At 64.0% G+C, this 26,987-nt stretch carries 24 protein-coding genes and 4 pseudogenes; 13 read left to right on the top strand and 15 right to left on the bottom strand.

Annotated features, from left to right (window positions below; genetic code table 11):
• Positions 1–515 precede the first annotated feature (515 nt).
• The 3 genes from AC0V8S_RS12990 (at position 516) to AC0V8S_RS12980 (ending at position 2,997) form a co-directional block, all read left to right on the top strand.
• Positions 516–1,208 (top strand): extensin-like domain-containing protein, encoded by a 693-nt coding sequence (locus AC0V8S_RS12990; protein WP_475437905.1) that lies wholly within the window; start codon positions 516–518, stop codon positions 1,206–1,208.
• A 193-nt stretch (positions 1,209–1,401) separates the two neighbouring features.
• On the top strand, positions 1,402–2,208 hold the full coding sequence (locus tag AC0V8S_RS12985; protein ID WP_475437904.1) for an extensin-like domain-containing protein: 807 nt from the start codon (positions 1,402–1,404) through the stop codon (positions 2,206–2,208).
• An 81-nt stretch (positions 2,209–2,289) separates the two neighbouring features.
• Complete coding sequence (locus AC0V8S_RS12980; RefSeq protein ID WP_183462320.1) at positions 2,290–2,997, top strand: LssY C-terminal domain-containing protein; 708 nt, start codon at positions 2,290–2,292, stop codon at positions 2,995–2,997.
• A gap of 13 nt (positions 2,998–3,010) precedes the next feature.
• Here the strand turns inward: AC0V8S_RS12980 and AC0V8S_RS12975 are convergent, their stop codons facing one another.
• Positions 3,011–4,033, bottom strand: coding sequence for a zinc-dependent alcohol dehydrogenase family protein (locus tag AC0V8S_RS12975; RefSeq protein ID WP_475437903.1), 1,023 nt, complete (start codon positions 4,031–4,033; stop codon positions 3,011–3,013).
• Positions 4,034–4,159: 126 nt separating this feature from the next.
• Here AC0V8S_RS12975 and AC0V8S_RS12970 point away from each other — a divergent pair, with 126 nt between their 5' ends.
• Both AC0V8S_RS12970 and AC0V8S_RS12965 read left to right on the top strand, forming a co-directional pair.
• Entirely contained in the window at positions 4,160–5,074 is a 915-nt protein-coding gene (locus AC0V8S_RS12970; RefSeq protein WP_475437902.1) for a LysR family transcriptional regulator, read from the top strand.
• A 72-nt stretch (positions 5,075–5,146) separates the two neighbouring features.
• Positions 5,147–6,458, top strand: a pseudogene (locus AC0V8S_RS12965) (hemolysin family protein).
• 70 nt (positions 6,459–6,528) lie between these two features.
• On the opposite strand, the gene AC0V8S_RS12960 reads toward AC0V8S_RS12965, so the two are convergent.
• From AC0V8S_RS12960 to AC0V8S_RS12935, 6 genes and pseudogenes are all read right to left on the bottom strand, one after another.
• Entirely contained in the window at positions 6,529–7,848 is a 1,320-nt protein-coding gene (locus AC0V8S_RS12960; protein WP_475438613.1) for an HlyD family type I secretion periplasmic adaptor subunit, read from the bottom strand.
• A 3-nt stretch (positions 7,849–7,851) separates the two neighbouring features.
• Entirely contained in the window at positions 7,852–9,597 is a 1,746-nt protein-coding gene (locus AC0V8S_RS12955) for a type I secretion system permease/ATPase (protein ID WP_475437901.1), read from the bottom strand.
• 35 nt (positions 9,598–9,632) lie between these two features.
• Positions 9,633–11,116, bottom strand: a pseudogene (eglC, locus tag AC0V8S_RS12950) (endo-1,3-1,4-beta-glycanase EglC).
• Positions 11,117–11,565: 449 nt separating this feature from the next.
• A complete protein-coding gene (locus AC0V8S_RS12945; RefSeq protein WP_475437900.1) occupies positions 11,566–12,159 on the bottom strand; it encodes a flavodoxin in 594 nt (197 codons plus the stop codon).
• A 14-nt stretch (positions 12,160–12,173) separates the two neighbouring features.
• A complete protein-coding gene (locus AC0V8S_RS12940; protein ID WP_475437899.1) occupies positions 12,174–13,163 on the bottom strand; it encodes an aldo/keto reductase in 990 nt (329 codons plus the stop codon).
• 38 nt (positions 13,164–13,201) lie between these two features.
• Positions 13,202–14,335, bottom strand: coding sequence for an aldo/keto reductase (locus AC0V8S_RS12935; protein WP_475437898.1), 1,134 nt, complete (start codon positions 14,333–14,335; stop codon positions 13,202–13,204).
• A gap of 156 nt (positions 14,336–14,491) precedes the next feature.
• Between AC0V8S_RS12935 and AC0V8S_RS12930 the strand changes: the two genes are divergently transcribed.
• A complete protein-coding gene (locus AC0V8S_RS12930) occupies positions 14,492–15,382 on the top strand; it encodes a LysR family transcriptional regulator (protein ID WP_475437897.1) in 891 nt (296 codons plus the stop codon).
• Positions 15,383–15,411: 29 nt separating this feature from the next.
• Here AC0V8S_RS12930 and AC0V8S_RS12925 read toward each other — a convergent pair.
• A pseudogene (locus tag AC0V8S_RS12925) lies at positions 15,412–16,325 on the bottom strand (DMT family transporter).
• Between the two features lie 199 nt (positions 16,326–16,524).
• On the opposite strand from AC0V8S_RS12925, the gene AC0V8S_RS12920 reads away from it, so the two are divergent.
• The 4 genes from AC0V8S_RS12920 to AC0V8S_RS12905 all read left to right on the top strand — a co-directional run bounded on the left by AC0V8S_RS12920 (position 16,525) and on the right by AC0V8S_RS12905 (position 19,024).
• The gene (locus tag AC0V8S_RS12920) at positions 16,525–16,929 is read left to right on the top strand and encodes a YciI family protein (protein WP_475437896.1); all 405 of its coding nucleotides are present in this window, start codon (positions 16,525–16,527) and stop codon (positions 16,927–16,929) included.
• Positions 16,926–18,167 carry an RNA polymerase sigma factor gene (locus AC0V8S_RS12915; RefSeq protein WP_475437895.1) on the top strand — a complete coding sequence of 414 codons (1,242 nt, stop codon included), beginning with the start codon at positions 16,926–16,928 and terminating at the stop codon, positions 18,165–18,167. The genes AC0V8S_RS12920 and AC0V8S_RS12915 overlap by 4 nt, the downstream gene beginning before the upstream one ends.
• A gap of 171 nt (positions 18,168–18,338) precedes the next feature.
• Entirely contained in the window at positions 18,339–18,668 is a 330-nt protein-coding gene (locus tag AC0V8S_RS12910) for a hypothetical protein (RefSeq protein WP_475437894.1), read from the top strand.
• On the top strand, positions 18,626–19,024 hold the full coding sequence (locus AC0V8S_RS12905) for a hypothetical protein (RefSeq protein ID WP_475437893.1): 399 nt from the start codon (positions 18,626–18,628) through the stop codon (positions 19,022–19,024). Before AC0V8S_RS12910 ends, AC0V8S_RS12905 begins: the two co-directional genes overlap by 43 nt.
• Before the next feature lie 39 nt (positions 19,025–19,063).
• On the opposite strand, the gene AC0V8S_RS12900 is transcribed toward AC0V8S_RS12905, so the two are convergent.
• The 4 genes and pseudogenes from AC0V8S_RS12900 to AC0V8S_RS12885 all read right to left on the bottom strand — a co-directional run bounded on the left by AC0V8S_RS12900 (position 19,064) and on the right by AC0V8S_RS12885 (position 23,384).
• Positions 19,064–20,626, bottom strand: coding sequence for a DHA2 family efflux MFS transporter permease subunit (locus tag AC0V8S_RS12900; RefSeq protein WP_475437892.1), 1,563 nt, complete (start codon positions 20,624–20,626; stop codon positions 19,064–19,066).
• A gap of 7 nt (positions 20,627–20,633) precedes the next feature.
• Positions 20,634–21,737 carry an HlyD family secretion protein gene (locus AC0V8S_RS12895; protein ID WP_475437891.1) on the bottom strand — a complete coding sequence of 368 codons (1,104 nt, stop codon included), beginning with the start codon at positions 21,735–21,737 and terminating at the stop codon, positions 20,634–20,636.
• Positions 21,734–22,281, bottom strand: a pseudogene (locus AC0V8S_RS12890) (winged helix-turn-helix transcriptional regulator). Before AC0V8S_RS12890 ends, AC0V8S_RS12895 begins: the two are co-directional and overlap by 4 nt.
• 107 nt (positions 22,282–22,388) lie before the next feature.
• Positions 22,389–23,384 carry a quinone oxidoreductase family protein gene (locus AC0V8S_RS12885; protein WP_475437890.1) on the bottom strand — a complete coding sequence of 332 codons (996 nt, stop codon included), beginning with the start codon at positions 23,382–23,384 and terminating at the stop codon, positions 22,389–22,391.
• A 97-nt stretch (positions 23,385–23,481) separates the two neighbouring features.
• On the opposite strand from AC0V8S_RS12885, the gene AC0V8S_RS12880 reads away from it, so the two are divergent.
• The gene (locus tag AC0V8S_RS12880) at positions 23,482–23,889 is read left to right on the top strand and encodes a winged helix-turn-helix transcriptional regulator (protein WP_475437889.1); all 408 of its coding nucleotides are present in this window, start codon (positions 23,482–23,484) and stop codon (positions 23,887–23,889) included.
• A 10-nt stretch (positions 23,890–23,899) separates the two neighbouring features.
• Positions 23,900–24,766 (top strand): MBL fold metallo-hydrolase, encoded by an 867-nt coding sequence (locus AC0V8S_RS12875; RefSeq protein ID WP_475437888.1) that lies wholly within the window; start codon positions 23,900–23,902, stop codon positions 24,764–24,766.
• A gap of 60 nt (positions 24,767–24,826) precedes the next feature.
• On the opposite strand, the gene AC0V8S_RS12870 is transcribed toward AC0V8S_RS12875, so the two are convergent.
• Positions 24,827–25,432, bottom strand: a complete 606-nt coding sequence (locus AC0V8S_RS12870; RefSeq protein ID WP_475437887.1) for an NADPH-dependent FMN reductase — start codon at positions 25,430–25,432, stop codon at positions 24,827–24,829.
• A 92-nt stretch (positions 25,433–25,524) separates the two neighbouring features.
• On the opposite strand from AC0V8S_RS12870, the gene AC0V8S_RS12865 reads away from it, so the two are divergent.
• Positions 25,525–25,893, top strand: coding sequence for a winged helix-turn-helix transcriptional regulator (locus AC0V8S_RS12865; RefSeq protein ID WP_183462358.1), 369 nt, complete (start codon positions 25,525–25,527; stop codon positions 25,891–25,893).
• 169 nt (positions 25,894–26,062) lie between these two features.
• Here the strand turns inward: AC0V8S_RS12865 and AC0V8S_RS12860 are convergent, their stop codons facing one another.
• Positions 26,063–26,266, bottom strand: a complete 204-nt coding sequence (locus AC0V8S_RS12860) for a hypothetical protein (RefSeq protein WP_475437886.1) — start codon at positions 26,264–26,266, stop codon at positions 26,063–26,065.
• Between the two features lie 132 nt (positions 26,267–26,398).
• Positions 26,399–26,794, bottom strand: a complete 396-nt coding sequence (locus tag AC0V8S_RS12855) for an acyl-CoA thioesterase (protein WP_027044112.1) — start codon at positions 26,792–26,794, stop codon at positions 26,399–26,401.
• Between the last annotated feature and the right edge of the window lie 193 nt (positions 26,795–26,987).

The following is a 26,987-nucleotide window of genomic DNA, read 5'->3' as shown; positions in this document are numbered from 1 at the left end:
CTGTTCAGGCAACTTCGGCATGCCAGCGCCGTTTCGGATCGATGGCAACGCTGAGCTTCTCCCGATTTTGCACCTTGGCGCTGCCTCTGGCGGCTGCGGTCCTGCTGGTGGCGCCGGCCGACGCCAGACATCGTCACAGGCATTACCAGCCGCTATCCCCTCGGATGGATCAGTCGTCGACACAGCGTCTGGACCAGCAGCCGAGGGTCAAACGGCGCGTGAGAGCGCAGGGTAAGCAGCCGCCAAAGCAGGCGCCACAGGAAACGCAGGAGCAGCAAACCTCGCCCGCCGATGTTCCAGTACCCGAGCCGCGTCCCACGGACGCGCCAAAGGCCGACGCCGCACCGGCGGAAGAGCAAAAGACGGAAGGTCCAAAGGTCCCGGACGCATCCAACCAGCTCAATCAAGAAAAGTCTCGTCAGGGAAAGCAGGCACGTCCCGAGCCATCAGCCCCCGAACCTTCGGCCCGAGCGCCGTCAACCGAAACGGAAAGCGAGCCGGAGCCGCCGGCCGAGGTGCCGATCCCGACACAAAGGCCCGACACCGCTGACCCTGAGGCTCAGCCGCCGGCTGTTGCGCCGCAGCCGCCTGAAAAACCGGCGGATGCCGGCGACGAGAAGATGCTTCCCGACCCGCGCTCGGCCGACCGGCCGGGCGAAAAGATGCCCGCCGAGGAAGTCGCCTGCCGCGCGCGGCTGAAGGCGCTCGGCGTCGAATTCGAGGAGCACAAGGCGGAAAGCAGTCCCGAAATCGGCTGCGCGATCCCCTACCCCCTTGTGCTGAAGAGCCTTGGCAAATCGATCGCCATCGCCCCCGGCACCGAGCTCAACTGCCCGATGGCCGAGGCAGCGGCGCGGTTTGCCGCCGACGTCGTCCAGCCGGCGGCGAAAGCCGAATTCGGTGCCGACCTCAAATCGATCAACCAGGCTTCGGCCTTTGTCTGCCGGCCGCGCCACGGCACCAGGAAACTGTCGGAGCACGCCTTCGGCAACGCGCTCGACATCGCCAGCTTCACCTTGTCGGACGGCAGCAAGGTTGAGGTCGGTCCAACGCCGCCCGAGAAGGACGGCAAATTCCTCAACGCCGTCCGCAAGGCCGCCTGCGGGCCCTTCAAGACCGTGCTCGGACCCGGCGCCGACGCGGACCACGCCTTGCACCTTCATCTCGATCTTGAGCCGAGACGGCATGGCGGCACGTTCTGCCAATAGGCTCACAGGCAGCGCGCCGCAATTCGGCCGCAGGCGTGAACGCGGGCGCAGAGTTTTCCTTTACCCTTGATCGTTAAAATGCCGGATATCCGAACCATGATCCTGAAAAGTGGGAACCGGTTTTCGGAAAAGATCATGGTCAGGCAAAAGTTCGAACCTGATCACGGATCAGGTTCGAACTAGGATTCCGCCAATGGCCGGCAAATTTCGCGCCGTGTTTTCCGCCACCGCGCGCCGATCGAAACCCGTGATGCTGCTGGCCGCCGGCCTCGCCGTCGCGGCGGTTTCGGCCTGCAACACCGGCAGCGTGCTATCGCTGCAGCCGGCTGTCGATGTCGGCGCACAAACTTCGGCCGTGCCGCAATATACGGGCATGCAGCGGCTTGTACCTTCCAACCCCTACATGACGCAGGCCGCCTATCCACGCATGGATGAGCCGATGTCACCGGCTGAACAGATGCCCGCCAGCGAAATCGATTGCCGCCAGCAGTTGAAGCGCCTCGATGTCGCCTACACCGACCTGGCGCCGATCCATGAAGGCCAGTGCGGCATCGACTATCCGGTCAAGGTCACGGCCATCGGCAGTGTCGAGATGAAGCCCGCCGCGACGCTGACCTGCGACATGGCCGCCACCTTCGCCGCCTGGACGAAGAATGAACTCGTTCCCTCCGCCCGCTGGCGCTACTTCTCCGGCGTCAAGACCATCCACCAGGGCTCCAGCTATTCCTGCCGCAACATCGCCGGCGAAGGTGTTTTGTCTGAGCACGGCAAGGGCAACGCGCTGGACGTCATGAGCATCGAACTCAACAATGGCGACGACATTGACGTGCGCAAGCCCGGCCTGTTTGCCTTCCGCACGCGCGGCTTCCTCAACAATGTGCGCGCCGATGGCTGCCAGTATTTCACCACCGTGCTCGGCCCCGGCTACAATTACGACCACCGCAACCATTTCCACTTCGACATCAAGAACCGCAAGAACGGCTATCGCGCCTGCCGCTAGTGCATGTCGCCGGCCCGTACCCTCTGCCAGCGGCACGCGACTCCGCGTAGAGTGACGCCGGAAGGGTCGGGGCGACGGCACGTGAGCCAGCGAAGTATTCAGCGACGCATTGCGATCTGGGTGATGGCCCTGCTGGGCGCCTGGCTGGCGCTTGCCTATCTTGCCGCGCCGGAATTCTGGACGTTCCGGGAGCGCGGCTTTCGCGACCAACGCTTCGAAATGGTGACGCACACGCCGCAAGGCATTCCCGGCGACCCCATCAATATCGGCCTTGTCGGCACCGAGAAGGAGGTGGTCCATGCCTTCGCCGTCGCCGGCTGGGACACAGCCGATGCCGTCACCTTGAGAACCGCCATCGATATCGGGGAAAGTGTCCTGTTTTCCCGCCCCTATCCCGATGCGCCGATGAGCCGCCTGCTGTTCGAAGGCCGCGCCCAGGACCTCGCTTTCGAAAAGCCGGTCGGCGACAGTGCCGACCGGCGCCACCACGTCCGTTTCTGGAAGACCGATACGGTCGGCGACGACGGCCGCCCGCTCTGGCTGGGCGCCGCCAGCTTCGATCGCGGCGTTGGGTTGAGCCACGACACCGGTGCGATCACCCATCACATCGGTCCCGACATCGATGCTGAACGCGACTTCCTGATCGGCGACCTCAACGCAGCCGGTTTGCTGGCATCGACCAGCGAAATGGCGGGCATCGGCGCCACCAAAACCGGCCGCAATGGCGGCGGCGACCCCTATTTCACCGACGGCAAGGCAATCATCGGCGTGCTGAAGCAGCCGCAGTGACCGGACACCAAGGTCAGGTCGTGGTGATCACGACCTTGCCGAATGCTCCCTGCTCCAGACGCTGCAAGGCCCGCGGCACCTCGTCGAAGCCAAAGACCGTATCGATGACCGGCTTGATGCCGAGCGCCTCGATCGCCTGGTTCATCCGCTCGAAGGACCGGCGATGGCCGATCGACAGGCCCTGCACGATTATGCGGTTGCGCATGACGGGCAGGATCGGGAAACTGAGCTCCATCGCGCCCAGGAGGCCGATGATCGACAGCCGGCCGCCCGCGGCCAGCGCGTTCAGCGATCGCCGCGCATTGTCGCCGCCGACCATTTCCAGAATATGGTTCACGCCCAACCCGTCGGTCAGCTTACGCGCGGCTTCGTCCCATGCCGGCTGCGTGCGGTAGTTGATCACCTGCCAGGCGCCGAGCTTTCTTGCCCGCTCGAGTTTCTCGTCGCTGCTCGAGGTGACGATGGCGCGCAGGCCGAACGCCTTGGCGAACTGCAGCGCAAACAGCGACACGCCGCCTGTGCCCTGGATGAGAATGGTCTGGCCAGCCACCGGTCTGGTCGCCTCGGCCATCGCAAACCAGGCCGTCAGCGCCGCGATCGGCAGCGTCGCCGCCTCGCTATCGCCGAGCGATGGCGGCGCCAGCACCGTGGCATCCTCGCCAAGGACAACATGGTCTGAAAGCATACCCGGCAGCGAGGACCCCAACGTATGCGTGTGCAGCACCGGCGGCGCGTCGCCATCCGGCCAGTCGGCGATGACCTGGCCAAGCACACGCTGCCCGACCTTGAAGCGGCTGACCGCGCTGCCGACGGCGACGATCTCGCCCACCGCATCCGATGTCGGCACAAAGGGAAAGGTGAGATCGGGGATCAGCGTGCCGTCGACGATCAGCCTGTCCTTGTAGTTCAGCGACACGGCTTTCGTGCGCACCAGAAGCTCGTGCGGCCCGGGTTCAGGGATCTTGCCCGTTACCTGGCTCAGCCTGGACAGGCCGAAACCGCTCATCTGCCAGGATCGGTTGATTTGGGTGCTCATGACGCTTCGCGCTCCGTGATTGATGGCCACGCGAGACATTTATGCCTTTCGACTATGGAAAATAGGGCTCCCATGCGGCATATTGGATGACTGATTGATAACTAAAATTCGTCAATTGGAATCGTCATGGAATCTGTCGACCTGCAAGGCATCGTCGCATTCGTCCAGGCAGTGGAAGCCGGCAGCTTCACCGGCGCCGGCGAGCGGCTGCACGTGACGAAGTCGGCGATCGGCAAGTCGGTCGCCCAATTGGAGCAGCGGCTCGGCGTTCGCCTGCTCAACCGCACCACCCGCAGCCTCAGCCCGACCAGCGAAGGCGTGAGCTATTATGAGGCCTGCGTCAGGGCGTTGGCCGAAATCGAGGCGGCGCAGTCGCTGCTCGCCTCGCGCCGGCAGATCCCCTCCGGCCGGCTGCGCATCGACGTGCCGCTGGCTTTCGGCCGGCGCTGCGTCGCGCCCGTCCTGTTCGAGATTTCCAGGAAATTCCCTGAGCTGACGGTCGAAATCTCCTTCAACGACCGCCGCGTCGACCTGATCGAGGAGGGCATCGATCTCGCCATCCGCATGGGAGAACTGGACGACAGCCTGTCGCTCGCCGCCAAACGCATCTATGCCCAGCGCTCGGCCATCTGTGCCGCTCCCGCCTATCTCAGGGAGCACGGCAGGCCGCGATCGGTCGAGGATCTCGACCGGCACAGCGTCATCGGCTACGGCCGCGAGGGCATCGTCCGTCCCTGGGTCATCAGGCATGGCGACGGCCATCAGACGACCTTCATTCCCAAGGCGCGGCTGGTTCTCGGCCATGGCGAGCCGCTGCTGGACGCCGCCCTTGCCGGCTGCGGCATCGCCTTCCTGCCGACATGGCTGGCAGCCGACAGCCTCAGGCAGGGCGACCTCGAAATGATCCTGTCGGACTGTCTGGTGGAAAACATCGTCGTGCACGCCGTCTGGCCGGTGACGCGCGCGCTCACGCCAAAGATACGGGTTGTCGTCGACGCTCTCGTCGAACATTTTTCGGCGCCAGCCTGGGACAATGGCTGAAAGACACGTGTCATATTCCAAAATGGCGGCCCGCTATTTTCGAGCGGCCCGCGGCAATGCTATTGAGCCCTCATGCTATACGTTGAAATTGCTATCGTGGTCGTCCTCATCTGTGTGAACGGCCTTCTGTCGATGTCCGAGCTCGCCATCGTTTCATCGCGCCCGGCACGGCTCAAGGCGATGATCGACCGCGGCGTCAACGGCGCCGGCCGTGCGCTGGATCTCGGCTCGAAATCCCGGCAAGTTCCTGTCCTCGGTGCAGATCGGCATCACGCTGGTCGGCGTGCTCTCCGGCGCCTTCTCCGGCGCCACGCTGGGCGACCGGCTGTCGGTGTACCTGGCCTCGATAGGCATGCGCGAAAGCGTCGCCGACCCACTCGGCGTCGGCATTGTCGTTGCAATCATCACCTATTTCTCGCTGATCGTCGGCGAACTCGTGCCCAAGCAGATCGCGCTGCGCGATCCCGAGCGTGTTGCCGCCCGCGCCGCCCCGGCCATGACCATCCTCGCCACCGTCTCGGCCCCGCTGGTGTTCCTGCTCGACATTTCCGGCCGCGCCATATTGTGGCTGCTTGGCCAGCGCGGCGAAAGCGAGGAAAAAGTCACCGACGAGGAGATCAAAATGCTGGTCGCCGAGGCTGAGCATCACGGCACCATCGAATCCGACGAGCGGCGCATGATTGCCGGCGTCATGCGGCTCGGCGACCGCGCCGTGCGCGCGGTGATGACGCCACGCACCGAGGTCGACTGGATCAATCTGCAGTCCGACGACACGGCGATCCGCAAGCTGCTGATGGAAACCCAGCATTCGCGCCTGCCGGCGGGCGACGGCGGCGTCGACGTCATGGTCGGCGTCGTCCAGACGCGCGACGTGCTGGCCGCGATCCTTGCCGGCCGCACGCTCGACCCGCGCAGGCATGTGCGCGCCGCGCCCATCGTCTACGACCAGGCCGACGCGCTCGACGTGCTGCACAAACTCAAGGAATCCGATGTGCCGATGGCGCTGGTGCATGACGAATACGGCCATTTCGAAGGCATCGTCACGCCGGCCGATATTCTCGAAGCCATCACCGGTGTGTTCCGCGCGGACCTCGATGCCGGCGACGAGGAAAACGCCGTCAAGCGCGAGGACGGCTCATGGCTGCTCGCCGGCTATATGCAGGCCGACGAGATGGCCGAGATCCTGGGCATCGACCTACCCGAAAACCGCGACTACGAGACCGTCGCCGGCTATGTGCTGTCGCACATGCACCATCTGCCCGCGACCGGCGAATGCGTCGATGCGCAGGGCTGGCGCTTCGAGGTGGTCGACCTCGACGGCCGCCGCATCGACAAGCTGATCGCCACCCGCTTGCCCGGCACCCACCGCGAGGCGGTGCGCTGATTGTTCGGTGTCGGATTTTGACCCTGGCGGTCATTGATGATGGGCCGGCGGATTGTCCGGCCCGCAACCTCTACCGCTCCGTGAAGGCGCGAGCGAAGGAATCGAGCATCGGCCGTGCCAGATACTCGAAGAAAGTCCGGTCGCCAGTGCTGATGAACGCCTCGACCGGCGTTCCGGGATAAAGCTGCTCGGGTTTCACGCCGGGCGGCAGGTCGGCGGCAATCCTGAGTTTGACGCGGAAATAGGGCTCGTGCGTAGCCTCGTCGACGAGCCGGTCCGCGGAAATTTGTGCCACGGTGGCTGAAACCTCGGGGGTGAGCCGCATGTTCAAGGCGGACAATCGAAGTTTCGCCGGTTGGCCGACACGGACCTGATCGACGTCTTTCGGCCGCAGCCTTGCATCGACGATCAGATCCGGTGCCGTAGGCAGGATCTCCATGATCTTTTCACCGCGCGCAATCACGCTGCCCTTGGCATTGTAGGTCGAAGACACCACGATCCCCGCGGCCGGCGCCTTGATCGTCGTCCGCCGCAGCACCGCCTCGGCTGCCCTGATCTGTTCCTCGATGTCGGCCAGGTTGGAACGAACCTCGTCCAGCTTCGTCAGCGCCTCCTCCACGCGTTGCGTGGTCAGGCGCTCGGTCTGCTCCTGGGCTTCGACGATCTGGGTGTTGGCCACTGCGAGATTGGCCTCCAGCGCTCCAGCCTGCCCGACAAGATCGGCCTCGCTGCGCAAAAGCTGCGAGTATTCGCTACGATTGGTGAGGCCCTTGTCCAGCAGGCTGGTCTTGATGCCGAGCTCCTTCTTCACGATTTCGGCTTGTTGCCGAATGGCCTCTTTCTGGGACTGCAATGCCACGACCGACTGCCGATGCATGGCGACGCGCTGGGCGAGGATCGATTGTTCCGAGCCGAACCGGGCGAGTCTGGCGTCGAATTCCTTTTGCTGTTCTCGAATCAGGGCGTCGAAATCGGCCTGGAGCGATGGTGGCGCCGGTTTGGTGATTGGCGCGAGCCTGTCCAACCCGTCGCGTTCCGCCTCCAGCCGCGCCGTACTCGCCCTAAGCGCGATCGACTGTCTCGTCAGCCGGTTGAGTTCGGCCTGCGCGGCTGTCGGATCCAGCACGATCAGATCCTGGGCCTGTTGCACGCGATCGCCGTCATGGACCAGCAACTCCTCGATGATGCCGCCCTCTGGATGTTGGATCAGGATGTTTCCGCCGGTCGCCGAGATCGTGCCTTGCGTCATCACCGCTCCGGACAATGGCGCGCTGACGGCCCAATAGCCAAGGCAACCCACGAACAGCGCTGTTGCCGCGTACCCGGCGAATGCCACGCGCCTTATGTCGGTACGCGGGTTGCCCTCCCAGGCGAGGCTCTGCGCTGCCATCATCTACGATCCAAAGCGCATGTCATGCGTGCGGATCGTCGTGGCGAACGACCCTGTCACCACCGTATTCGGCTGCGCGGGAAGGCCCTTGCCGACGACCGAATGCCGTAGCACTTCGCTGCTTGGGCCGAAGGCTTCGATCGCGCCGCCGCGCAGAAGCATCACGCGGTCGCAGGACGCGGCAATCGAAGGGCGATGCGTGATCACGACCATCGTGACGCCGGCGGCCTTCGCGGCGGCGAGTACCGCCTCGAGCGCCGCTTCGCCCGTGCCGTCGAGGTGGGTGCTGGGCTCGTCCAGGACGAGAATTCTGGGATTGCCGTAGAAGGCGCGCGCCAGCCCGATCCTCTGGCGTTCGCCGCCCGACAGCATTCTGTCCGACGGACCGATCAACGTCTGGTAGCCGTCCCGCTGCGCCAGGATCAGCTCATGCGCCTCGGCCCGCCTTGCGGCCTCGATGATCGCGGCGTCATCCGCATCGGGGTCGAAGCGGGCGACGTTTTGCGCGATCGATCCTGGAAACAGCTCCACCTCCTGCGCGAGGTAGCCAATGTGCTTTCCGAGCTGGTTTTCGTCCCAGCTCCTGAGGTCGGCGCCGTCGATCCTGACCGCGCCGCCGGTCGGCCGGGCAGCGCCCACAAGCAACCGCGCCAGCGTCGATTTGCCGGCGCCGCTCGGGCCGACGATGGCCAACGCTTCGCCGGCGCCAATTTGGAAGTTCAGCCGCTTGAGGATGGGTTCGGTGCCGGGCTGCGCGTTCGGAGCCATGAAGAAAACGTCCTGCGCGGAAATCGCGCCTGCCGGATCGGGCAGGATCAGTTTGCGCGCTTCAGCCGGACGCGCCCCAAGCGCCGTCTCCAGCCGGTTCCACGCTCGCCGGGCGTCGGCGATCTGCCGCCAGGCGCCGATCAACTGGTCGAGCGGCTGCAGCGCGCGCGACGACACCAGCGAGGAGGCGAAGATCATGCCTGCCGTCATCTGCCCCTTGAGCACCAGCCATGCGCCGGCGCCGAGGATCGCCAGTTGCAGCATCATGCGCAGCGCCCGCGAGGCACCGCTGAAGATCGCATTGGCACTCGAGGAACGGTCATGCAAGGTGAGCGCTGCCGCCACGTGCCGTCCCCAGACCCGCGCGGCGTTCTCCACCATGCCCATGGCGCGCAGCGTCTCCGCATTGCGGGCAAAGGCCTGTTCGGCCTGGCTGGCCAAAGCCGAACGCTCCGCGGACAGGGCGTCGTTCCTGCCGATGGCAAGCTGGTTGGCCACGATCAGCAAAAGCAGAAGCGCTGCGCCGCCGACCGTCACCCAGAACAGCACCGGATGGATGAGATAGAGCAAAGCGAGGAAGACAGGGGCAAAGGGCAGGTCGAACAAAACCGCCACGCCGCGCGACCTGATGAAGGCGCAGACCGAGGCAAGGTCGCGCAGCGGCGACAGGCCGCCGGCATATTTTGCGCCAAGCGAAACGGCGAATGTGCCGGCACCCAGCTTGCGGTCGACGGTCGCTGCAACGCGCTGCGTGTAAACGGCGCGGATCGCGTCCAGCAGCCCGAGGAAAGCGAGCGCGAGAACCGCGATGACCGAAAGATAGACAAGCGTTTCGACGCTGGAGGACGGCAGCACGCGGTCATAGACCTGCAGCAGGTAGAGTGGAATCACCAACAGCAGGATGTTGATCAACAGCGAGAAGACGCCGACATCGGCGATGGCGCGCATGAAGACCGGACGCAGGCCGGATGGTCCAGTCATTTCCACATTCCCCGACGCTGCATGATCCCGAGACCTTACGCGTGGCCCCCGAATTCGGAACCGCCATGCAGCGTGCTGTTGCTGTGCGTGACGATATTGTGCGTGGTGGTGCCGCTGGTGATGTTCAGGGCGTTTGCCGGAGCACTGTCCAGCGTATAGGCGCGGACGTAGTCGATCTTCATCTCGGCCGGCGTGGCCAGATGATCCGGAGGGGTGCCGGCCAAGCCGCCGACCGCGAGATCGACCAGCATGTACATGGGCTTGTTCATGTCGGACGGCGTCGCCGCTTCCGCGACCTCAACACCGTCATAGGTCCAGACGAGCTTGTCCGGCGTCCAGAGCAGGCCATAAGTGTGGAAGCCGTCGGGGTTCGAGACACTCACCGTCGACGTGACCTTGGTGTGCGTTCCCGTCTCATTCGAGTGCGCCGTCATGATCAACGAGTTCGGGGCTTGGCCGATCGTCTCCACGACATCGAGTTCCGGCGGCCACGAACCGTCTTCCGGAAGCAGCCAGAAGGCCGGCCAGGCACCGGCGTTCTCGGGCAGGTCGGCCCGTATTTCGAAATAGCCATAGGTTTGCGAGAAGGAATCGTGGGTCGTCAGTATGCCGGAGGTGTATTCGTAATTGTTGATCAGCGGCTTGATGTCGGCCGGCGCCTGCGCCGCGGTGATGGTGAGCACGCCATTGTTCAGGCTGAACGGGTGGACGGAACTCGTCGGTGCGTAATTGGCGTCGATGTACCATTGCTGCTCGTTGTTGCTGGTCAAGGTGCTGCCGTTCGGCGCTCCCCACCAGAAGTTGGTGTCCCACGTGCCGCCCTGGCTATTGTGAAGGTTCAGCGTGTTGAAATCGTCGCTGAAGGAGAGCTGCATTCCGGACTTGTCGATCGGCAACTCGAACTGGCTGGGCTGCAGCTTGTCGATGGTCGTGTCCTTGAACTCGAGGATCTCGCCGGACCCGAGGTTCAACAGCACGTTCGATCCCGCCTGGATCATGCTGGAGTGGATGGCGTCGAACGACGTGAACCCATAGCCATTCAGGCGAACGGTGTCGGTGGCGGCAAAATTCGCGATCAGGTCGCTTCCATTGCCTTTCGAGACGATGAAAGTGTCGTAACCGCCGCCGCCATCGATGAGCACATCGTTTCCCGCGCCGCCGTCCAGCGTCTGGTGGCCGGCCTTGGCGGTGATTATGTTGTCCAACCCATTTCCGAAAGCATAGTTGTTGGCGTTTGTGACGACGAGGTTCTCGACATTGTCGGGGAGCTTGTAGCTCATCCATGTGCTGATCGTGTCTATGCCTGCCCGGCGGCCTCGGCCACCTTGTTGCTCGCCGCATAGAGGTAATAGATGTCATCGCCTGCGCCACCATGCATGGTGACACCGGTTGATCCGTAGAACGAGTCGTTTCCGGAGCTGCCGTACAAGTCCGGCCCGGCCCCTGCCGCCGAGTACCAATGGGTGGAAGCGCCGCTGTAGGGAAGAGGAACGCCTAAGGCGTTGACGAAGAAGCTCATCGGATAAATCCTTCTCCTGATGCCTCGCCTGCCTGGATCGTTCGATTCCAGGTGGCCGCATCCGGACCAAAACTGCCATTCACGATAGCGTTCCAGAAGCTTGGCACATAGTTCACCATTACATCGACTATTCAGTGACGTTTTCCGGACTGGAGGCACAACAACCCGATGAATGGTCTACAGACCGTAATTTGACCGACGAAATATTTAATAAAATTTTATAGAAGACAGCGATCTACTTACGAATATATTTGGTCCAGTTCACACAGAAGCGCTCCCTGCTTTTTGATGGGGTGGCGCAATTGCCGCTCTGGCAACAATGCGTCGAGACGCCGGGATGGCGCTTCGAAATGGTCGACCTCGACGGCCGCATCGACAAGCTGACGGCCACCCGCCTGCCCGGTGCCCATCGCGAGGCGGTGCGGGCACTCCACTATCGCTACTGCCAATTAATCAACATCCAACGTCTTCAGCCACTGGGCGACGCGCTCGATGGTCTGGCGTTCCTGCGGCCCTTGCATGGTGAAGCCCTTGATCAGGCGCGATTGGGGGGCGTGACTGGCCACAACGTCCAGGCTGTCACCCGGGCCGAAGCCGCCATGCATGATGAACGGTACGATGGTTTTTCCCGCCAGGTCGTGGAACGCAAGGAAAGAGCGTATGACAGGCGGCGCGGTTTCGCCCCAAATCGGGAACCCCAGAAACACCGTCGCATAAGCCGCGATGCTCGGAAGCTGGGACCGGAGCGGCGGCCGGTAGCCGCGATCGCGCTCCCGCCGCGCCTGCTCGACAGTCTCGAAGTAGTCGGCCGGATAAGGTGTGGCCGGCGCGATCTCGAAGAGTTCGGCCGGCACGGCACGGCTGATCTGCCCCGCGATGACACTTGTATTCCCGCTCCGCGTGAAGAACGCCACCAGCGACTTGCCGTCGGCCGACGGCGCGGCTTCGGCCTCTGTGGCCGATACCGCGACGTCGGCCGTGAGTGGCAATAGCAGGGATGACATGAGGATGTCCCGTCGGGTCGGCTTGTCGGTATCGGTCACGGTTCAGACCCCACTCACAGCCCGGTCATCTTCAGTCCCGCTTCAGGCAGACGTTCACCCTGAACCTCGATCTTCGCCAGCGCGTCGGCGAGTTCCCCCAGGTCCTGCACCGTGAGCGTGACGTCGACCGCGCCGAGATTCTCCCCCAGACGGTGCAGTTTGGTGGTGCCGGGGATCGGAACGATCCAGGGCTTCTGCGCGAGCAGCCAGGCGAGTGCGACCTGGGCAGGTGTGGCACCTATGCGCCCGGCGACGGATTTCACGACCTCGACCAGCGCCATGTTGGCCTTGCGCGCCTCCGGCGAGAAGCGCGGCACAAGGTTGCGGAAGTCCGTGGCGTCGAACTTGGTGTTCTCGTCGATCTTGCCGGTCAGGAACCCCGCGCCCAGCGGGCTGAACGGGACGAAGCCGATGCCGAGTTCCTCGCACAACGGCAGGATCTCGGCTTCGGCGCCGCGGTAGAACAGCGAATATTCACTTTGGATGGCTGCCAGTGGCTGCACCGCATGCGCCCGGCGAATGGTCTGGGTACCCGCTTCCGACAACCCCCAATGCTTGACCTTGCCTTCGGCGATGAGGTCCTTGAGAGCACCCGCCACATCCTCGATCGGCACATCGGGGTCGACACGGTGCTGGTAGAAGATGTCGATGCGGTCGGTTTTCAGCCGCTTGAGGCTGGCCTCCGCCACCTGCCTGATGTGCTCGGGCCGGCTGTTGGTGCCGCCACTGCGGGCACCTGTCACGAGATCGATGTCGAAGCCGAACTTGGTGGCTATGGCCACCTGGTCGCGAATGGGGACCAGTGCCTCGCCCACGAGGTCCTCATTGGCAAAGGGTCCATAGGCTTCGGCCGTATCGAACAGGGTGACGCCACGATCATGGGCGGCGCGGATCAATTTGATCATCTCGGCCTTGTCGGCAGGTGGGCCGTAAGCGGAGCTCATGCTCATGCAGCCGAGGCCAAGGGCGGAAACTTCGAGGTCCCCGATTTTTCTGGTTTTCATGGTGATCTTCCTTGTGATTGTTCGGGAGCAAGCGCGGCTCAGGCCTTCTCCGGCGCTTCCACGCCGGAGAACACGAGGACGCTATCGGGAAGGCGTGCCCCCTGGATCTGAATTGACGCGACCGCGGCATTGAGTCCCACCAGTTCGTCCGATGTGAACCGGACCGAGGCGGCGCCGATATTGTCGAGAAGGTGCGGCATCTGCGTCGTGCCGGGAATGGGCACGATCCACGGCTTCTGAGCCATCAGCCAGGCGAGCGCGATCTGCGCGGGCCTGGCCTGCTTCCGCTCGGCCCAGCTCTTAAGCAGGTCCACCAGCGCCAGATTGTGCGGCAGGTTGTCCGGCGCGAAGCGGGTCTCCACCCTGCGGATGTCGCCTTCGGCGAACCGCGTGTTGGCGTCGACGGCGCCGGTCAGGAACCCCACCCCAAGCGGGCTCCACGGCACGAAACCGATGCCGAGTTCCTGGCAAAGCGGAAGGACTTCGCGTTCGGGTCCGCGCCATAGCATCGAATATTCGCTCTGGACGGCCGTGACCGGCAGCGCGGCATGCGCGCGGCGCAGTGTCTTCAGTCCCATTTCGGACAGGCCCCAGTGCAGGACCTTGCCCTGCGCCATCAGATCCTTGACCGCGCCGGCGACGTCCTCGATCGGAACCTGCGGATCGACCCGGTGCTGATAAAGCAGATCGATGCGGTCGGTGCGAAGCCGCTTCAGCATGCCCTCGACGGCAAGTTTGATGTGGTCCGGCCGGCTGTTGAGCCCCGGGAGCCGCTTGCCCGTTTCCAGGTCGATGTTCCAGCCGAACTTCGATGTGATCACCACGCGGTCACGGAACGGCGCGACGCCTTCACCGAGGATGCGCTCCACCTCGTGGGGACCGTAAGCCTCGGCGGCGTCGAAGAAGGTGACGCCCCGGTCGAAGGCCGTGCGGATGATGTTGATCATCTCCGGCCGCGGCGGAATGATTGTCTGATAGGTCCGGCTCATGTTCTGGACACCGAGGCCGATGGCGGAGACCTCCAGCGAGCCAAGCTTGCGCCGTCCGCTCAAAGATTGTGTGCCATTGAGGCCTGTCGCCTGAGCGGTTGCCTGAGCCTGCGAACCGGTGGCGGCGAGAAGCGGCACCGCCGCCAGACTTCCCGCCGCGCTCAGAAAGCCACGGCGCCCCATTCTCATATGTTCGCTTGCCATCTTTCCTCGTCCTTCTCTGAAATTGCGTTCGGACCCTGCTGCAGGCCACGGCATGCGCATAAGATAGGGGATGTGGTACCTTGCGATAATGCGCTATAATCCGTATGGCTCTGTTAGCTGAGCTAACAAATACCCATGCAGAACTTCAACGATCTTGCCGCTTTTGCAGCCGTGGCCCGGGAACGGAGCTTCACGCGTGCCGCGGCAAAGCTCGGTGTGTCACCCTCGGCGCTCAGCCAGACCATCCGCAATCTCGAGGAGCGTGTCGGACTGCGGCTGCTGACGCGGACCACGCGCAGTGTTGCGCCGAGCGAGGCCGGCGAGCGGCTGTTACGCACCCTGGCGCCCCGCTTCGAGGAGATCGAGGCCGAACTGGCGACCTTGAACGAGCTGCGCAAGAAACCGGCTGGAACCGTGCGCGTCACCGCCGGCGAGCATCCGGCGATTTCCGTGCTGCAGCCGGCCCTCAAGCGGTTCCTGCCGGATCATCCGGACGTGCAGGTCGAGATCATCATCGACTACGGCCTGACTGACATTGTCGCGGAGGGTTACGACGCCGGCGTGCGCATGGGCGAGCAGGTCGCGAAGGACATGGTGGCGGTCCGCATCGGCCCCGACATCCGCATGGCGGTGGTCGGTTCACCGGCCTACTTCGCGCGGTTTCCCGTGCCGGAAACGCCGCACGACCTCGCCGCGCACAAATGCATCAACATGCGGCTGCCGACCCACGGCGGACTGTTTCCATGGGAGTTGGAGAAGGATGGCCGGGAGGTCAAGGTCCGCGGCGACGGCCAGCTTGTGTTCAACAGCCTGGGCATGCGCCTGAGTTCCGCCCTGGATGGGCTGGGGCTCGCCTACATGCCGGAGGACCAAGTCCTCCCCTACGTCTCGACGGGGCGGCTCATCCGCGTCCTGGAAGACTGGTGCCCCTATTTCCCTGGTTACCACCTCTATTATCCAAGCCGACGGCACACGTCGCCGGCCCTATCCCTGCTGGTGGACGTTCTGCGGCACCGGAATATCTGACGGATGCCGCGCATATGCGTTCGGCCTGATCAAACCGCGACTTCGATCGGCTCAGCAAGCCTGGGATTCGAGCGTGCGGCGATCAGGCAGCTGGCGACGATAAGGCCGGCGCCCGCAAGCGTGGTCCAGGTCACCGCCTCGTCGAAGAAGAACCACCCGAGCGCGATCGCCCAGATGAAGGCCGAGTATTCCGTCGGGATCAGATATTGCGCTTCGGCACGCGCATAGGCCCAGCTCATCAGGAACTGACCGGCGAGCGACAGGGCCGTTACGCCTGCGAGCGGAAGCCAGAGATTGCTGGGCAGCGCAATGGCGAGCCAGGGGGCTGCAAGCCCGAGCATGACTGCAACGCCAAGGTTCTGGAACAGCATGATCTCAATGGGCTTGGCCAGCAGCGCCTGTCGTCGCGCCAGGATCAGATTGTAGGCATAGAACACCGTCGAGACGAGCACCGCCGCTGTGCCGAGCAAGGCATCTCTGGCGTAGCTTGTGTGCCGAACTGTCCGGCCACGATGATGACAACGCCCGCAATGCCGGCGAGCGAGGCCCAGATCGCCTTGCGCTGTATCCTTTCGCCCAGAAGCAGCGCGGCCAGCAGGAGCGCATACAGCGGCGCCACGAAACTAAGCCCGATCGCCTCCGCCAGCGGCAGCCTCGCAAGACCCCAGAAGAAGCACAGCAGGACAATGCCGACAATCGCGGCGCGCAGCGCATGCAGCTTCAGAACCGAGGGCGCAGGAAGCGAGCGCGGCCCTGCCAGCCAGCCCGCGCCCGCGACCACGGTCGCCAGCATGCTGCGCCACAGCACCGTGTTGTAGACGCCGACCGCGATGACCAGCACCTTCATCGCCGCATCCATGCCGGACAAGAGGAAGATGCCGAACACGCATACGAGCACCGGGATCGTGGGGGAGATTGCGCCGGCCAGGCTGGATGATTTCACGCGGGCTTACTCTAAGTGATGGATGCAGGCTGACATATCAGGGCAAACTGGCAGGGCCAGATGGCAGCCTCGCCCATATGGCGGTCCAACCATGTCGGTTTGTGGCGTGATTGGAGATCCGAACTTTTTTGTAACGCCTGTCGATTTCGCCATGGCCCGTTCGTCGTATCATCGAACCAACCCAACCAAGGAGAAGACCATGCGGTTCATGATGCTGATGATCCCCGGCGGCTACGCGGAGGCGGCGCCCGACGTCAGGCCCGACGCCAAGGCGGTGGAGGGGATGATGCGATACAATGAGGAGCTGAAGAAGGCCGGCGTGTTGCTGGCGCTCGACGGGCTGCATCCGCCGTCCGAGGGAGCGCGGGTCAGCTTCAAGGCCGGCAAGCCTGTTGTCACCGACGGGCCGTTCGCCGAGGTCAAGGAAGTGCTGGGCGGCTATTGGGTGATTGACGTGCGCTCACGTGAAGAAGCCGTCGAATGGGCCCGCCGCTGCCCCGCAGGCGAAAATGACCTGATCGAAGTTCGCCGCGTCTTTGAAATCAGCGATTTCCCCGAGGACGTCCAGAAGGCGGCGGAAGGTTTTGGCGAGCTGATGGGTTGACGGCCACAGCCACCATCGAAGCGGTCTGGCGGATCGAGCAGCCGAAGCTCACCGCCAGGCTCGTCCGTTATCTCAGGGATATCGGGCTGGCCGAGGAGGTCGCCGGCGATGCCTTCCTGCTGGCGCTGGAGCGCTGGCCCCGGGAGGGCATCCCGCGCAACCCGGCCGCCTGGCTGACTGAGGTCGGCAAGAACCGGGCGCTCGACCGGCTGCGCCGCACCACCATGATCGACGGCAAGCACCGCGAACTCGCCATCGACCTTGCCGAACTGGAACGCGAGATGCCCGACATCGAGGCCGCGCTCGACGAGGATATCGACGACGACCTTTTGCGGCTGATCTTCACCGCTTGCCATCCCTTGTTGCCGGCCGAGCAGCGCGCGGCTCTCGCCCTGCGCCTGCTGGGCGGACTGTCGACGCCACAGATCGCCCGCGCCTTCCTGGTGCCCGAAGCCACGGTCGCCCAGCGCATCGTGCGCGCCAAGCGGGCACTGCGCGATGCCGCCATCCCGTTTGAGACACCGCGCGGGCAAGAGCGGCGGGAACGCCTCGCAGCCGTGCTCGAGGTGGTCTATCTCGTCTTCAACGAGGGCTATGTGGCGACCACCGGGCCGGACTGGCTGCGCGCCGATCTCTGCGGCGAGGCACTGCGCCTTGGCCGTTCGCTGGCGGCGCTGATGCCTGATGAGCCCGAGGTGCAGGGGCTGGTGTCGCTGATGGAGCTCAACGCCTCGCGCTTTCCCGCCCGCACCGGCAAAGCGGGCGAACCGATCCTGCTGCTCGACCAGGACCGCTCCCGATGGAACTGGTCGCTCATCCAACGCGGCCTCGACGGCCTGAACCGCGCCATGACCCTGACGCCGACACCCGGCCCCCATCTCCTGCAGGCGATGATCGCCGCCTGCCATAGCCGCGCGGCTACTGCCGCCGACACCGACTGGATCGCGATATCGGCCTATTATCAGGCGCTCGCTTTGGCGGCCCCCTCGCCCATCGTCGAAATCAACCGGGCGGTGGCCGTCGGCATGGCCTTCGGCCCGGCACAGGGTCTCGCCATTGCTGATGCGCAGAGAGACGAACCACGCCTGAAGGACTCGCACCTCTTGCCCACGGTGCGCGGCGATCTTCTGGAGAAACTGGGACATCAGGCGGAAGCCCGCGCCGCGTTCCGCCAGGCCGCCCAGTTGACCGGCAATGACAGGGAGCGTGCGCTGTTGCTGGCGCGCGCAGGGGACTAGGCACGCTTGCCCTCGGTCCCCACCGCGAGCGGTGCGGCGACGCGGACGCCACCATCGACACCTGTGCGGTTCAGCGCTGGGCTTGTTGGGCCGATGGTCAGCCTGTATCGTTCATGACTGTCTTGGCGGCGGCTCTCGCCTGCAAGGTCGTGCGGCCATGGGAGGCGAGCCTTGAGTTCAGTCCAGGCACAAGACGTCAACCAGATCATTGCCTATGGCAGCGGCAAGACCGCATTGAAATACATCGCCTTCTCGGCGCTTGTTCTCGTCGTCGGGCTCATCGTCGCCTTCGGGACCAAGAACTGGCTATTGGGTCTTCCGGTGGCGGCTTTGGCCGCCGTTGTGCTTGTCTGGCAAACGAACGGATGGCTGACCGCCGAGCCATTTTTGCTGCTGTCGCCGGCCGGATTGCGCCTCAATCTCGACGGCTATGTCTTCTCGACGTCCCCTGGCGGGAGGTGGAGGGCATTTCCTGGCTCGACATTACCTTCGAGGTTGTGAAGAGGCGATGGGGCACGTCTTGGTATCGCTGGGGCAAAGACCAGTACCGGGATGTCACCGCGCTGCAGGTTTCCGAGGCGTTCATGGATGAAACCATCATGCCTCTGTGGAGGGCTGTCTACCGAAACAGCAGGGGGTCAAAGCGGTTCGGCATCGGTCTGGCGACCTTCACATTCGCCCCTAACCTCACGGCCTCGCGCCTGGGCAACATTTTCCCAGCCCAGGATGGCAAACGGTTCGTCGCGCTGCCCCACAAAGTGCTCTCCACCAACGGCGAGCAGCTTCGCGCCGAAGTCGAGGCTCGCTGGCAGGCTTTCGGCAAAAGGACCGACACCGACGCCGGCGCATCGAGATGAATCGCTGAAGAGCCGATACCCGGAAAACCCGGGCGCGCCTCAATGTGCGCCGGGAGGCAGAGGCTTCGGCGCGACGTTGCGCAGGAACGGAACGAGCGCCGTCGCGATGACGAAAGCGACCATGATCACCAGGAACGCATCGGCATAGGCCATGGTCGAAGCCTCGCGATAGGCCAGTTGCCACAGCTGCTTCAGCGCGGCGGTATGACCGTCCGCAATGGCGCCGGGCAATTGTCCGTAGCGCTGGCCGACAGTATCGACGAGCCGCATCGCGGCCTCGTTCTGCGGCGTCAGATGCGAGGCGATGGTCAGGAAATGGAAGTTGGTGCGGTCGTTCAGGATCGCGCCACAAATGGCGATGCCGACGGCACCGCCGAGATTGCGCATCGTGTTGAACAGGCCGCTGGCATATTTCAGCCGTTCCGGCGGCAAGCTGCCAAGGCCGAGATTGACGCTTGGCGCCACCGCAAAGACCTGCGGGAAGCCGCGGAACAGTTGCGGGATCAGAAGCTCGGCAGCACCCCACTGGCTGGTGATGGCGCTAAAACTCCACATCGAGGCGCCGAAGGATGCCAGGCCGAACATCATCAGCCAGCGCGTGTCGAAGCGCTTGGCGAGAAAGATGTAGACGGGCACGCCGACCATCGAGGCGACACCGGTGGAAAACACCGCCACCCCGGTCTGGAAGGCGTCGTAGCCCCTGACATAGCCGAGGAACAGCGGCGTCAGATAGATCGTGGCGAAGATGCCGATGCCGGTGACGAAGGAGAGGAAGCAGCCAATGGCGAAATTGCGATTGCCGAAGGCGCGGAAATCGACCACCGGCTGCGAGTAGGTCAGGCTGCGGATAACGAAAAGGACCATGGTGATGCAGGCGACGATAGCGCCGTTGCGGATTGTGGCATCGTCGAACCAGTTCCAGCGCGAGCCCTCTTCCAGCACATATTCCGCCGTGCCGAGACTGACCGCCATCAGCACGATGCCGATATAGTCCGCGCCCTTCAGCAGTGACGGATCGGCCTTGTCGATCTTGACCAGCAATGCCACGAGGATGGTGATGATGGTGCCTGGAATGACGTTGACATAGAACAGCCAGTGCCAGTTCAACGTGTCGGTGATCCAGCCGCCGATGACGGGTCCCAGCGTCGGCGCGATCGAGGCGATGCTGCCGACCACCGCGGCCGCGTAGACCCGTCTGGGACCCTGGAAATAATGGAACGACGACGTGAACACCGTCGGGATCATCGACGCGCCGAGCAGCCCCTGCAGTGCCCGGAACACGATCATGCTTTCGATGCTCCAGGCGAAGCCGCACAGCATGCTGGCCAGCGTGAAGCCGGCCGCCGAGATGGTGAACAGCCAGCGTGTCGAGAACACCCGGGTGAGCCAGCCCGACAGCGGGATGACGATGATTTCCGCCACCAGATAGGAGGTCTGCACCCAGCCGATCTGGTCCTGCGCCGCCGAGAGGCCGCCACCAATATCCTGCAGCGAGGAGGCGACGATCTGGATGTCGAGAAGCGCGATGAACATCCCCACGCACATCACCATGAACGGCAGTATGCTGACGAAGAAGGATTGCGGGGCGGCGCGCTCTGGCATGGCGTCCTCAGCGCGACGCGGTATCGACGGTCACGACGGTTGACAGACCAGGCCGCAACGCGACCTGCCGCGCCTGGTCCGGGTCAATGGTGATGCGGACGGGAACGCGCTGGACGATCTTGGTGAAATTGCCGGTGGCGTTTTGCGCCGGGATGACGCTGAAGATCGCCCCGGTCGCCGGTCCCAGGCTGGTGACATGTCCTTTCAGCGGCGCGTCGGGCGCGATGTCGGTATAGACCGTCGCCGCCTGGCCGTCGGCCATGCTGCGCAGCTGGTCCTCCTTGAAATTGGCGTCGACCCACAGCCCTGTCTGCGGAACGATCGTCAGGAGGTAACTGCCCGGCGAGACATAGGTGCCGATCTGCGCCAGCCGGTTGCCGACGAGGCCGTCGATCGGAGCGCGGATCTGCGTGAAGCCGAGATCGAGCTCAGCCGTGTCGAGATCGGCCTTGGCGGCCAAAACGGCGGCGGAGGCTTCCGAGATCTGCGTGTTGAGCACATCGAGCTGTTGCCTGGCCGCTGCGAGCCCGGCGCGAGAGGCGGCAACCGACGCCTTCGCCTGGCTGTCGGCGGCAAGACTTCTCTGCGCGTCCTGCTGCGTGCCGGCCCTGGTGCTGGCCAGCACCGCATAGCGTTGCGCGTCCTGGGTGGTGAAAGTAGCAGCCGCACTCTTGGCTTCGAGATCAGCCTGCGCCTGTTCGATCAGCGAATTCTGCAGCGAGACCTGCGCGCGAAGATTGTCGAGGGCCGATTGCTGCTGCTGGACGGATGCCTGCGCACGCTCCACCGCCGCCTTGAACGGCCGGTCGTCGATGCGGATGATGAGCTGGCCGGCGGCGACATGCTGGTTGTCCTCGACGAGGATCTGATCGATATGCCCGGCGACACGTGGCGCCAGCGGCGTGACATTGCCGCCGACATAGGCATCGTCGGTGGAGACGAGGAAGCGGCCGGCCTGCCACCACTGAAAACCATACCAGCCGGCGACGCCGATCGCGATCGCGGCGCCCAGCATGACCAACGGCTTGCGGCGGCTTTTGGCGGGTGCGGGAATCTGGACGACCGATGGCTGCGCCGGCTGCAACTCGGCGGCGGAGAGAACCTTGTTCATTTGCCCCGCGCCTCGTCGCGGCTTTGATCGACATTGTCGATGAGCGGCAGGCCCGTGCCCTCGCTGCTGAAGCGATAGCGCTGCCGCATGCGATCGGTGGCCCTGGGGGCCGTCGCCAGGGTGAAGCCCTCGCCGTCGAGTTCCCTGCCGGTCTGGCGGTCGACCAGCACGGGCTCGGCCCAGCGCCCGTCAGCCTTGTCCACCACGACCAGGCTCGGGCCTTCGGGCGCAAGATGCTTGTTGCCCAGGCGAGCAGGGAGAGCAGCACTGGACGGAAATCGCGCGCCTTGGCGGTCAGCACATATTCATGGCGAAGCGGCCGTTCGCAGTAGGCGCGCTTTTCGAACAGGCCGCGCTCGACCAGGCTGTTCAGCCGGCGCGTCAGAATGTTGGGCGCGATCTCCAGGCTCTTTTGAAACTGGTCGAAGCGCGTCAGGCCCTGAAATGCGTCCCTGAGCAATAGGATGCTCCACCATTCGCCGACATCGTCAAGGCTGCGCGCGATGGGGCACGGGCGGGTTTCGAAGCTTGTTTTGGCAACCATGGCCGGAGTCTCTTTCAATATGAAAGTGACTCATAGCCGAGTTAGTTGCATTATGCAAGTCAGTCGGATGCGACCATGGAAGCTTTCGGCCGCGAGCAGTGATTGCATCATTGGCCGAGTCCGTCAGCCACCAGCACCACCTTGCCGGTCGAGCGTCGCTCGTCCAGCAGCCGGTGCGCTTCGCCGGCCTGGTCGAGCGGGAAACGGCCGCCGATCGCGACGCGCAGCCGGCCGCTCGCGGCCAGTTGGAACAGCTCGGACAGGCTGGCCCGCAGCACATCCGGTGGCAGCAGCGGCAGCAACGCGAAACCCCTCAGCGACTGGTTGCGGCCGATCATGGCTTCCAGATCGGAAGCAGCGAGCCCATAGCGGCCGAGCGCCGCAAAGACCAGTTCGCCACCAGGCGCCAAAGCCTGCAGCGACTGCGCCGTCAGCGCGCCGCCAACGGTGTCGTAGATGATGTCGGCGCCCGCTCCGCCTGTCAGCGCGCGGACGCGCGCGGGCCAGTCCGGCCCGGTATAGTCGATGGCCACATCAGCGCCGAGCGACAAAGCAAGCTCGATCTTGCCCGCGCCGCCGGCAGCCGCGATCACCTTGCTCGCGCCCCTCACCCTTGCAAGCTGGACAAGCAGCGATCCAACGCCACCGGCGGCGGCCGGCACCAGCACCGACTTGCCCTGAGGCGAGCTCTGGCGCAGCAGATGCAGCGCTGCCAGCCCCTGCACCATCAGCGCTGTCGCGTCTTCGAACGAGACGTCATCCGGCAGCGGCACGGCGAGATCGGCCGATATCACCACCTGCTCGGCATACCCGCCATAAGGACGCTGCGAGGCAAACAGCGGTGCCGCGACACGCCTCCCCAGCAGTGCCGCATCCACCCCTTGCCCGACGGCTTCCACGACGCCCGCCACTTCCACGCCGGGAAACATCGGCAGTTGCGGCGTCACCGCGTAACGGTCCGCGCGCATCAGCACCTCGAAGAAGTTTATTCCCGCCGCGTGAACGCGGATCAGTACCTCGCCGGCCTGTGGCACCAGCGCCGGCAGCTCGACGACCTCGAGCACCTCGGGACCGCCGAAGCGGCTGAATTGAACGGCTTTCATGGCAAGCTCCGATCGCACTGGCATCGGCGGTGGTTTGCCACTATCTGCGAAGCCGCGACTACACACTCATTTCTCCCCTGCTGACCAGGAGGTGACCATGGCCGGCTCGCCCACGAAAATGCCGATCAAGAGATTACCGATGCTGCCGGCTGAGCGGGCGCTGAAAGTGATCGCCGGGCGCTGGAAGGCGGTCATTCTCTACCACCTCTTCGATGGTCCAAGGCGGCTGTCGGCGCTGAAGACGATGATGCCAGGCATCACCCAGAAAGTGCTGATCCAGCAGCTGCGCGAAATGGAGGAACACGGCCTTGTCAGCCGCGAGATCTTCGCCGAAGTGCCCGCGCGCGTCGAATATTCGGCGACCAGCCTGGGCCTCAGCCTCGAGCCGATCCTGCTGGCACTTTGCCAGTGGGGCCAGCACCACGCCGACGAGCTGGACGAAAAACACCGCCTCGCCGACTGCATCATCCGGCCACGGCAGGCGCAGCACGCACAGATGGCCTAAATCGAACGGCATGATGGGTTGCCGACGCCGGCTGCCCGTCTCAGATGTTGACAGGACGGATCGGCAAATGCACCGCATAGCTTCGGGCGAACTTCATTGGACCTACACTCTCGGCGACCTGCGCATCACCGCCTTGCGCGATGGCTATGTCGACATGCCGATCCGGCGGCTTCGGCAAGACGGCGACAAGCCGTTTGGCGATGACTTGCCGCCACAAGTCCCGTTGTTTGGCGGTCAACTCAGGCTCTCCGTCAACGCCTTCGCGATTGACGATGGAAACGAGATCATCTTGATCGATACTGGCGCCGCGAATGCCTGGCACCCGACCATGGGCCGGCTTCCCCAGGCGCTGGACGAAGCCGGCATCGATGTCGGAAAAGTCCGCACCGTCTGCTTCACCCATACGCATCTCGACCACATCCATGGTCTTGTGCTTGCCGACGGTCGAGACGCTTTCCCACGCCTGGCGCGCTTGCTCGTTCCGAGGCAGGAACTCGGCCTCTTCCGCACCGAAGCACGGCTGAAGCGATTTCACGACATGGCGGAACCATTCGAAGCTGGAGACCGTCTCGGGACATATGTCGACATGATCGGCGCTCACGGCCATGAAGTGGGTCACAGCTGCTTTCGCGCTTCGAGCGGCGGCGAGAGCATCTTGATCTGGGGCGATACCGTTCACGTCCCATCGCTTCAGTTCGATCGGCCCGAGGTGACGTGGGAATTCGACACGGATCAGGACAAGGCGCGCGAGAGCCGGTTGCGGCTGCTGACGCTTGCGGCGGAGGATCACTGTTTCGTTGCCGGCGCGCATCTGGATTCGCCCGGCATTGGCCGTGTCGTCCGCTCCGGCGGCGGCTTTCGATTTGAGCCGCTATAACTAGAAAGGGCGGCGCAAGCGCCGCCCCACATCCCTTGGGAGGATAATCTCAAAAGGCGATCAGGCTGCCTTGACTTCCTCGGCAAGCACGTCGGCATCGCGGGCCTTCTTCAGCGCCTTTGCCCACCAGGCAACGTCGTTGACCAGCGCGGTGGCCGCCTGGTTCAGGTGCTCGAGGTCTTCCAGCTTCTTCTCGCCCTGGCGGACGGCAAGGAAGTCGCCCCAGGCGATATGAACAGCCGACTTGACCGGCGCCATCTGCAGCTCGACGGCATGGAGGCGGAGCTGCTCGACGGCGCGGGCGCCACCGACGCTGCCATAGCCGACGAAGCCGGCCGGCTTCTTGTTCCACTCGTTGGCGGCGTAGTCGATGGCGTTCTTCAGCACGGCCGTCGGGCCGTGATTGTATTCGGCGGCGGTGAAGATGAAGCCGTCATATTCGGCGACCTTCTTCTGCCAGCGCTGCGCCACTTCGTTGGTCGACGGCACCCAGGCGGAAGAGGCGACTTCGTCGAAGAAGGGCAGCGGGAAGTCCCTGAGGTCGACGACCTCGACATCGATATCGGCATGCGACTTGGCGATCTTGGCGATCCATTGGGTGGGCACATCGGCGAAGCGCGCGGCGCGCGTCGAACCGACGATGATGGCGATTTTCGGCTTTGACATGGGGGGCTCTCCATTCCAGTAAAAAGCTGGTATCGTTTGGATACCGGCGCTATATGAGATACTGTCAACTGCCGACGCAAGGAGGCACCGTTTTGTTACTGAGGCACCCGCACAACACCGAAGACTGCCGCGCGATTTCGGAAATCCTGCAGCGCGTCGGCGACAAATGGACTGTGCTCGTGGTCGGCAAGCTTGGCGGCGGACCGCTGCGTTTCAACGAGTTGCGCGCCGCTGTCGGCGGCATCTCGCAGAAGATGCTGACCACCACCTTGCGCGGGCTGGAACGCGATGGCTTCGTCACCCGCACCGTGTTCCCGACCATTCCGCCGCGTGTCGATTACGAACTGACCGAACTCGGTCACGAACTGTTGATACCGGTCAGCGCGCTTGGCGAATGGGCGCGCAGGAACACGCAGCGTGTGCGCGAGGCACGCGAAAAATTCGACGGCATGCACGGCTGAAACCCTTGCACGGCAAGGGATCCGAAGTTTTGCGTTGCATGAAATTGCCTGGCGGCAGGGAATTCGTGACCCTCTAGACGCAGCTTGGCAGCTTTTGTTCTATAGCGCCGGGAGCAGACCAGCACGCACGCTACTTTGACGACGACAATCGCGAACCAAAGGCAGCGATTCAGCTTCTCGGCGCCAGGCCATCGCAGGGCGTCGTGCCGCAGGGCGTGCATGTCACGGCCGACTTCCGGTCACCCTTGCCGCCTTGCAAGCAAATCGTGTGCGGAAGGTCGTTCTTGACTTCGGCATAGGCGGTGACGCCGAGCAGGCAGACCAAGGCGACAAGGGCTGCCACGAGCCAGCTGTTCAGCATGTGTTGACGCATTGTCTCTCCCCCAACGCCGGCACAATCGGGCGTGAAGGCAACCATTGGATGTCGCGCAACGCATCGCGCGCGGGCGATGTTACAATTGCTCTTGGACTGCAAGAACGGGGGATTGCGAGAACCGGGCTTTCGTCAACCTTCGGCCGGAACGGCCTTCGGCTTGCCTTCGCCGTCCAGCGCCACCATGACGAAATCGGCGTGGGTGACCTTTTCCATCAGGTCGGAGAGATAGCGCTGCGCCCAGGCTTCGACCTTCAGCGTCATCGAGGTGCGGCCGACGCGTTCGACATGGGTGTAGATGCACAGCGTGTCGCCGATCTTCATCGGCTTGGCGAAGGACATCTCCTTGACCGCCGCCGTCACCACGCGGCCTCGGGCGCGCTCGGCGGCGCGGATGCCGCAGGCCAGGTCCATCTGCGCCATCACCCAGCCGCCAAAAATGTCGCCGGCGGCATTGGCGTCCGAAGGCATGGCCAGCGTGCGCAGCGTCAGATCCCCGATCGGCCGTCCTTCCGCGTATTGCACCATGCGAGAAATCCTTGTGAGATGATGGTCATCGACCCCGTATCGCCGCTGCAGGAACAGGTCAACGCGCCACAGCTGCTTTTTCCTCGCCTCCATGGGCCATAGGCTAACCTTGGCATTCGCCCGGTTGTGCCTGATTTTCAGCGGCTTCGGGCTTTGGAGCGGGCTTCCCCCACTCCGTCGCTGCTTCGCAGCG

The sequence above is a fragment of the Mesorhizobium oxytropidicola genome (assembly GCF_056174625.1).
Note: the sequence above shows the minus strand (reverse complement) of the source record. Positions and strands in the feature narration are given on the sequence as shown.